The organism is Rudanella lutea DSM 19387, from assembly GCF_000383955.1.
GTDB classification, from domain to species: domain Bacteria; phylum Bacteroidota; class Bacteroidia; order Cytophagales; family Spirosomataceae; genus Rudanella; species Rudanella lutea.
The window spans coordinates 183,783-191,465 of record NZ_KB913014.1 but is presented as its reverse complement, the minus strand read 5'-3'; the positions used below and the strand labels follow the sequence as shown (position 1 = coordinate 191,465).

Below are 7,683 nucleotides of genomic sequence, written 5' to 3'. Positions count from 1 at the left end.
TCGATGCTCCCCACCCGCGTGGGGATGAACCGTGACAAAGCTGTTCGGCTGTGCAGGTGACCGGATGCTCCCCACCCGCGTGGGGATGAACCGGTTGTACGCTTTTTCCGCCACATCTCGCAGTCATGCTCCCCACCCGCGTGGGGATGAACCGGCTGGAATTCGGACATTGCATCACGAATCCTAATGCTCCCCACCCGCGTGGGGATGAACCGTACTGGCACCTTCATTAAGCTAAAGGCCGGTGCGGTCAAGAATATAATTCATTTCGACCCCATAACTCGCTTGGCGGACTTACGCCCGATGAGGTCGGAGTGGGCAATGAAAGAAAAACAAATGACCGTCCGATCCTAAATCGTTGAGCGGTCCAGTTCTTGGGAGGGCCTCAAAGCGGCTTAGGCTCTAATCGCAACTGACCTTTTGAATTCGGAATAGCACAATAACAACAATAGGCTACTCCCCTTTCCGACTCAGTTTTTCAATCATCATTTTTTGAGCTTCAATGACAAGTTGCTGAGTCTCGATAGTCGTTAATCGACTTCGATCTAATTCTTGCCACACTCGTCGCTCCTCATCGAAATTTTGCTGATAGATCGCTAAGCTATTGGCGGTGGTTACAGTGTTATTCGACTGGCTGAACTTATACTTTTCGGTTTCTTCCAGCATAAGTTCCGCCGGATTGACCTCAAGAATGTCTGAGATCTGCTTAAGCGTATCCACTTTTAAACGGGTTTCCCCGGTTTCCAATTTATAGTAGGCATTCTGCGATATATCAAGTTTGGTAGCCATGTACTCTTGAGAGAGCCCTCTCCGCTCTCTAAACTGCCGAATCTTTTTTCCGTACTCCATTTTATTTTCCTTAAAGCTATAAATCTACCACTTTCTAACTCAAAATTTTCGTAAAACAGGTGTTTTTTTGCTGTATAGTATTGATCAGTCACGGTTTATTACAAACGCGATTGATGGAAAAAGTACGTGAACAGAATCAAAACGAACATTAGAAATAATGATTACAAGTAAATTTAAACTTGCCTGAAAAGAGAAGCCTATTTTCTTAGGCTGTTGTTGCAGCTACGCACAGATTCCATGTTAATTTGATTGCTTAACAGTTTGATCTAACGCAAAATGACAGTTGATACAGTGGCTAATCGGTTACAATCAAGAAGCCTTTACACCGAATCGATAGTACGGCTAAATGGAGAAGTTATTACAGGAGATGAACGACAATTCTATGTGAATAGAGCTGTTTTGACTATGGCCTTTGAGGTGATTCGGATTTATCAAACGGATCCTTCAAAAGACGAACTGTACAGCTGGGCTGTAACGTTCCTAGGTCTCTTCCTTGACGATGAAAGTAATAAAATAGTCAAGTATTTTAAACTCTACAATCAATTAGTCGACCTAGAATATAGTTGCGACGAGTATCCCTCTACTGAGAGTCGTCCACATGCCAACGACCTTGTATAATCAAATAGACTTGCTTCATTTGACTGGAGACAGTTTTTAATCGCATTTATGGCAAGCTAGAAGGTACTCATGAAAAAAAGGCATGTATTCAACGAGACATTTAGAGATATGGGCCACCTTGGCGTACAGGTCGAGTTATCCTATGCCAATGGCTCCGTACAAGAGGCTGCCCGCGAGTTAAGCATCGACTCAATCGCACCGGTGAACCGGTCCAATTACTAAATGGCGGCAAAACCACAAAAATACCGATTAGATAGTCCCACCAACCGCTGTACTGAGCGAAGAACAGAAGCTGATCAAACGACTCCAGAAAAGCTCAAAGAGGCTCAACTTGAACCCGATATACTATAAAAGGATTCGTCATACACACGTCATTTAATTATCGTCCAATTGGATTAGCCCCCCAATCCGCCTAAAAAAGTCTCCACTCAAATGTAGTAAGTCCAGACAGGAAGGTGGTGGGCTGGGCTTTGAGTGATACGTTGAAAGCAGTTGATACCAGCAATGCAGCTTTTCAAATGGCTCTGAAAAATAGGCCGCTAGATGGTGAACTACTTTTTCATTCTGATCTGGGTGTACAATATGCCTGCATTGAATTTCGGGATCAATTAAAGGAGTTACCCGTCTTGCAAAGTATGAGCCGACAAGGGAACTGCCGCTTCGGCGGTCCGATGGGACAATGCCGTGGCCGAAAGCTTTTTCAAAACACTGAAATGTGAGATGGTTAATCATGTTGATTTTGAAACACGTCACCAGGCGAAGTTGGCTCTATTTGAATATATTGAGGGTTGGTATAATCTGTATTCGTCAAGACTTAATCTGACAAATGGTGTACAATTTGTTTCACCTTTATTAGATCAAAAGTACGATGACTACACAGGATAAGATCATCAAAAACAAACTCGGTGTGCTCAAACGGGCGCAAACCCTGGGCAGCGTCTACCAGGCCTGCAAGGTGATGGGCTACAGCCGAGGCAGCTACTACCGTTTCAAAGACCTCTACGAAACTGGGGGCGAAGCGGCTCTGCAAGAACTCACCCGACCAAACCCATCGAAAAGAACCGGGTGGCCATCGAGATTGAGCAGGCAGTGGTGGCTCTCGCTATCGACCAACCCGCCTATGGAGAGGTTCGGGTTAGCAACGAACTACGCAAAAAAGGTCTCTTCATTTCACCCGGTGGTGTGCGTTCGGTCTGGCTGCGGCACGAACGCACCGGCGTCCCGGGTGGAAGTATTCGCCAAGCGACTCAAGGCCCTTGAGGCTAAAGTCGCTCAGAAAGGCCTTGTACTGACCGAATCTCAGTTAAAGGCCATGGAAAAAGACAAAGAGGAACAACTAGCCACCGGCAAGATAGAAACAATATTTCCAGGCTACTTAGGCTCGCGGACACCTACTTTGTCGGCACCATTAAAGGAGTAGACCGTATCTATCAGCAAACCTTTGTTGACACCTACTCCAAAGTACCCTTTGCCAAAGTGTATGATCGCAAGACCGCCCTAGTGGCGGCCGATCTGCTTAATGACTGAGAGGTACCGTTCTTCGATGCCCATGCGATTAAACTTCTACGGGTTTTAACAGACCGGGGTACTGGGTTCTGCGGCAAAGCGGAACACCACGAGTACCATCTTTAACTCTCTCTATTGAAGACATTGAGCACACCCGCACCAAAGTCCGCTCTCCCCAGCAAAACGGCATCTGTGAACGGTTTCACAAGACGAATCAAGACGAGTTTTATACCGTCGCGTTTCGCAAAAAAGTGTATTTTTCGCTCGAAGAGTTGCAGAGAGATTTGGATGCTTGCTTAGAAGATTACAATCGGGAGCGCACGCATCAGGGCAAGTATTGCTTCGGCAAAACGCCATATCAGACCTTCGTGGATTCGGTGAAGCTAGCTTGGGAGAAGGATCTATCGGACACCCGACTATTCACTCAACAAACTGTCCGATGATTAATGTTTGTCAGACCAAGTCTTGACTTATACAGTCTGGCTGAATATAGAAATAATCCGATGTACCGTTTTGAGGAACGTGATGGTAAAAAGTATTTGATTGTTGAAGAGCGTGTTGACAGTTAGGTAAAGTTCGCCAGGCTCTCCAGCTTTGTCGTGTGCGCCGTTATGAAATTGCCGGCCAGTTGTGTGAACGAATCGCTCACATGCACCCAGTCTGGCGATTATTCGAGCACAAAGTTTTGTTTCGATAGAGTCATTACAACGTTGAGAATTGATTGACCACACATCATTCACTCTATTGAGCACCAGAAATATCTACTTCACGAGGAGCTAATCCGAATTTCTTTCGAAAAGCCGTTGTAAAATGGGCCGGGTGTTGATACCCCACCGTATAGGCTACCTCACTAACGGAATACCGCCCTGTTTTCAGCAGGTCGTAGGCATGTTCCAGCCGGTAGTTCAGTACCCAGCCGTACACGGTTTCCTTGTACAGCGCCTTAAATTCTTTCTTGAGCTTAAACTCATTCATGCCTACCAGTCGGCTTAACTCGCTCAGCGTGGGCGGGTTGTCGAACCGCTCCTCTAACAACCGACGGGCCTCCTGTAGCCGGTCGGCATCCGGGTGACTTTCGGCCGGGGGCGAGGTAGCCAGAGAGGCCTTCAACTGTTCCTGTTGCAGGGCCAGCAACTCCATCACTTTGGCCTCCAGAAATAACCGCCGAACCGCCCCCGACAACCCACAGCCGGTAATCTGCTCCAGCACCGTTTGCATGGCCGCCGTGATGGGCCGACAGGACAGCGGTTCTGCTACATCCGTTTCTTCCGGTACGCCCAGTGACGGATACCCAACCAGCTGACCAAAAACATCCGGTTGCAGATAAACCGACAACACGCGTGAAGGCTGCGGTGGGCCAACCGTCATGCTGAATTCCGTCCCGGCATCGAACCATACCGTGTGTCTGTTTGCGGCTACGTTCAGTCGGGCGTCTGTCTTCGGTCCGTGCAGCGTCATCTCCCCGGCCTGCACAAAATGTAGTCCAACGGCAGGCTCATCTCCTCTACACAACAAACGCGTTGGTTGCCCAACCGTATAACTCCCCCATACCAGCAATACCCCCGGCCGTAGGGTAACGGCCTGAATCCCGGCCTCTCCCAGAGGCAACGCAACGGTTATCAGGGCGTTATCCGGCTCATAACAGCCATTGAAGGGAGTGGCGGGCAATTCGGTCAGGCGTCCATTCGTGTCCGGAATCTGTAGGGTAAGCTTCATGGTATAACGTTGTTGGTAGCCCCTATCAGGTAAATCATTTATCCCGATTGCGTAAGTGATTATCCTGATTGCGTAAGTCGACAGGGGCTTTTCCGCTTTTACTTTGCAACGTTATTTAAATTTAATCTAAATAACAATAAAAATTATTCATCATGACCCGAACACTTCGTTTCACATACTACCTGCTGATTGTTAGCGGATTGCTCAGTATGCCCATTATGGGCACGGCACAATCGGCACCGAAACCGCCCCGCATTGTATCCCTCAACGGCACTGTCACGGAAATTCTTTGTGCGCTCGGATTACAGGCGCAACTGGTCGGCACCGACGTAACGAGTACGTATCCGGCCGCGATAGAAAAGCTCCCGAAAGTAGGTCACAATCGCAACATCGGTGCCGAGGCCGTACTGGCGCTGCAACCCACCATTGTGGTGGGCACCAAAACCAACGGCGGGATGGACGTAAAGCCTGAAGTGATTCAACAGTTCGGGCAGGCAGGTGTGAAAACCCTCTTTTTTGACCAAACCCACTCCGCCGAAGGGGCTAAAAAGCTGATTCGGGAAGTAGCCGCAGCCTTTGGGCAATCGGCCAAAGCTCCGGCGCTCATCCGTAAAATTGACGCGGATCTGGCAAACCTCCGCAAGCCGTCGCGACCGCAGAAGGTCTTGTTCATCTACGCCCGAGGCACCGGAAATATGATGGTGGCCGGCCGAAATACACCAGTAGAGAAGATGATTCAACTGGCCGGGGGCGTCAATGCGGTAACGGACTTCGACAACTTCAAACCGCTGACGGCCGAAGCGCTCATTGCCGCCAATCCGGACGTACTGCTGCTGTTTACGAGCGGACTGGAAAGCATGGGCGGGATCAACGGTCTGCTGAAAGTGCCGGGCGTTGCCCAAACAACGGCCGGTCGCAACCGCCACGTCATCGAAATGGACGGACAACTGCTTACGGGCTTTAGCCCCCGGCTTGGGCTGGCGGTGCAGGAATTGAATCAGAAATTGTCTCCAGACCTAACCCTTAACAAGTAAGCTCCCCACCCCATGCTGACCAACGTAGAACCTATCCGAACAAAGTCCATTACGTCCACGCCTATCCGCAGCCGTTCGCGCGGCTGGTGGCTGAACGGTACGTTGAGTTTGCTGCTGGGGCTGGTGGTCGTCTGGTCAGTGGGGGTTGGGGCGGTATCGATACCGATTCCGAACGTGCTGGCTATTCTGCTGAAACAGATTGGCTGGACAGTTACGGCTGTTGAGCCGCAGCAGGAGGCCGTGCTGATGGTTATCCGGCTGCCACGGGTGTTGCTGGGGGTGCTGGTAGGAGCCGTGCTGGGCATATCGGGGGCGGCCATGCAGGGGCTTTTTCGCAATCCGCTGGCCGATCCGGGCCTGATTGGGATTTCGTCGGGGGCTTCGCTGTTTGCCGTCCTGACCATTGTCTTTCAGGTGAAACTGATGCCGATGCTCACCGGGCAGGCCGGTCTGTACATGCTGTCGATAGCCGCCTTCACGGGGGCCGTCGTAACCACGGGGCTGGTTTACCAACTGTCGCGGCAGGGCCGTACAGTGCAGGTAACTACCATGTTGCTGGCAGGTGTGGCGGTCAATGCCCTGTCTGGTGCGCTGACGGGCCTGCTGACCTACGTAGCCGACGACGCCCAGCTCCGTACCATTACGTTCTGGGGGCTGGGCAGTCTGGGTGGGGCCAACTGGGACATGCTTCAGGTGATTGCGCCCTTCGTGGCGTTGCCGCTGCTGCTCATGCCCCGGCTGGCAAAATCGCTGAACGCCTTTGCACTGGGCGAAAGTGGGGCCGAGCACCTGGGTATCAACGCCGGGCGGCTGAAACAGTCGGTGATTGTGCTGGCTACGCTGGGCGTGGGGGTGTCGGTGGCCGTAGCCGGGGCCATTGGCTTTGTGGGGCTGGTTATTCCGCACCTGATTCGGCTCGTGGCCGGGGCCGACCATCGGCTGGTGCTGCCCGGATCGGCCCTGCTGGGGGCTGTTGTCCTGACCGGAGCCGATTTACTGGCCCGAACGATGGTCGCCCCCGCCGAACTACCCATTGGCATCATTACGGCCCTGATTGGTACGCCTGTTTTTCTGTACATGCTCCTCAAGAAAAAACCAACCGTTACTGCCTGAATCATGCTGGAAGCCTATCACATAACCCATCAAATTGGCCGGAGGAAGCTGCTGGACGACGTGTCGCTGGTGGCTAAACCCGGCGAACTCGTCGCCATTGCCGGAGCCAACGGAGCCGGAAAGTCGACGTTGCTGAAAACCCTGAGCCGGGAGCTAAACCCTACCAAAGGATATGTATCGCTCGATAACCGCTCTGTGTTTCAGTTCAGTGCTGTCCACCTGGCGCGTCGGCGGGCGGTGCTGGCGCAGCAAAATCCACTGGCTTTTCATTTCAGTGTGTATGAACTGGTGATGATGGGCCGTTATCCGCATTTCGACGGGCGACCCGGTGCCGAAGACCTGGCCGTAGTGGACTACGCCATGGAACTAACCGGCATCACGCCCATGGCCGAGCGGGCCGTACCGACGCTGTCGGGCGGGGAGCAGCAGCGGGTACATCTGGCAAAAGTACTGGCCCAACTCATGACGGCCGACGAAATCGCTAATCCACACGGTTTTATCCAACAGCCGAAATACCTGCTTCTCGACGAACCTACCACCGGCCTTGACCTCTATTACCAGCACGCGCTGCTCGACATTGCCCACGAAATGACCCGGCGGGGGTATGGTGTCGTAGCCATCCTGCACGATCTCAATCTGGTGATGCAATATGCCGACCGGGTACTGCTGCTGAACGATGGTCAGTCGCTGGCATCGGGTAAGCCTTCGGCGGTTTTAACCTCAACGACGATTCGGGAAGCCTTTCAATTATCGGTTGATGTCATTGATCAGGCCCATATACCCTATCCCATCATCGTGCCTTCCCGACAACTACACACATTTTCGAAAACTGCTTAAACGATCTACC

General features: G+C 51.6%; 7 protein-coding genes and 1 pseudogene. 6 read left to right on the top strand and 2 right to left on the bottom strand.

Features of this window, described 5'->3' with window-relative positions; genetic code table 11:
• Positions 1 to 453: 453 nt before the first annotated feature.
• Positions 454 to 849 (bottom strand): helix-turn-helix domain-containing protein, encoded by a 396-nt coding sequence (locus tag RUDLU_RS29085; RefSeq protein WP_019991486.1) that lies wholly within the window; start codon positions 847 to 849, stop codon positions 454 to 456.
• A gap of 687 nt (positions 850 to 1,536) precedes the next feature.
• On the opposite strand from RUDLU_RS29085, the gene RUDLU_RS29960 reads away from it, so the two are divergent.
• The 3 genes and pseudogenes from RUDLU_RS29960 (at position 1,537) to RUDLU_RS28520 (ending at position 3,416) form a co-directional block, all read left to right on the top strand.
• Entirely contained in the window at positions 1,537 to 1,689 is a 153-nt protein-coding gene (locus RUDLU_RS29960) for a hypothetical protein (protein WP_157580852.1), read from the top strand.
• A gap of 462 nt (positions 1,690 to 2,151) precedes the next feature.
• Entirely contained in the window at positions 2,152 to 2,352 is a 201-nt protein-coding gene (locus RUDLU_RS30725; protein ID WP_157580850.1) for an IS3 family transposase, read from the top strand.
• Positions 2,336 to 3,416, top strand: a pseudogene (locus RUDLU_RS28520) (IS481 family transposase). Before RUDLU_RS30725 ends, RUDLU_RS28520 begins: the two are co-directional and overlap by 17 nt.
• A gap of 298 nt (positions 3,417 to 3,714) precedes the next feature.
• On the opposite strand, the gene RUDLU_RS29080 reads toward RUDLU_RS28520, so the two are convergent.
• A complete protein-coding gene (locus RUDLU_RS29080; RefSeq protein WP_019991484.1) occupies positions 3,715 to 4,689 on the bottom strand; it encodes a helix-turn-helix domain-containing protein in 975 nt (324 codons plus the stop codon).
• Between the two features lie 152 nt (positions 4,690 to 4,841).
• On the opposite strand from RUDLU_RS29080, the gene RUDLU_RS0126525 reads away from it, so the two are divergent.
• The 3 genes from RUDLU_RS0126525 to RUDLU_RS30225 are packed head-to-tail and all read left to right on the top strand — an operon-like array spanning position 4,842 to position 7,673.
• Complete coding sequence (locus RUDLU_RS0126525; protein WP_019991483.1) at positions 4,842 to 5,723, top strand: heme/hemin ABC transporter substrate-binding protein; 882 nt, start codon at positions 4,842 to 4,844, stop codon at positions 5,721 to 5,723.
• A gap of 12 nt (positions 5,724 to 5,735) precedes the next feature.
• Positions 5,736 to 6,836, top strand: coding sequence for a FecCD family ABC transporter permease (locus tag RUDLU_RS0126520; RefSeq protein WP_019991482.1), 1,101 nt, complete (start codon positions 5,736 to 5,738; stop codon positions 6,834 to 6,836).
• A gap of 3 nt (positions 6,837 to 6,839) precedes the next feature.
• The gene (locus RUDLU_RS30225; RefSeq protein ID WP_019991481.1) at positions 6,840 to 7,673 is read left to right on the top strand and encodes a heme ABC transporter ATP-binding protein; all 834 of its coding nucleotides are present in this window, start codon (positions 6,840 to 6,842) and stop codon (positions 7,671 to 7,673) included.
• Positions 7,674 to 7,683: the final 10 nt, after the last annotated feature.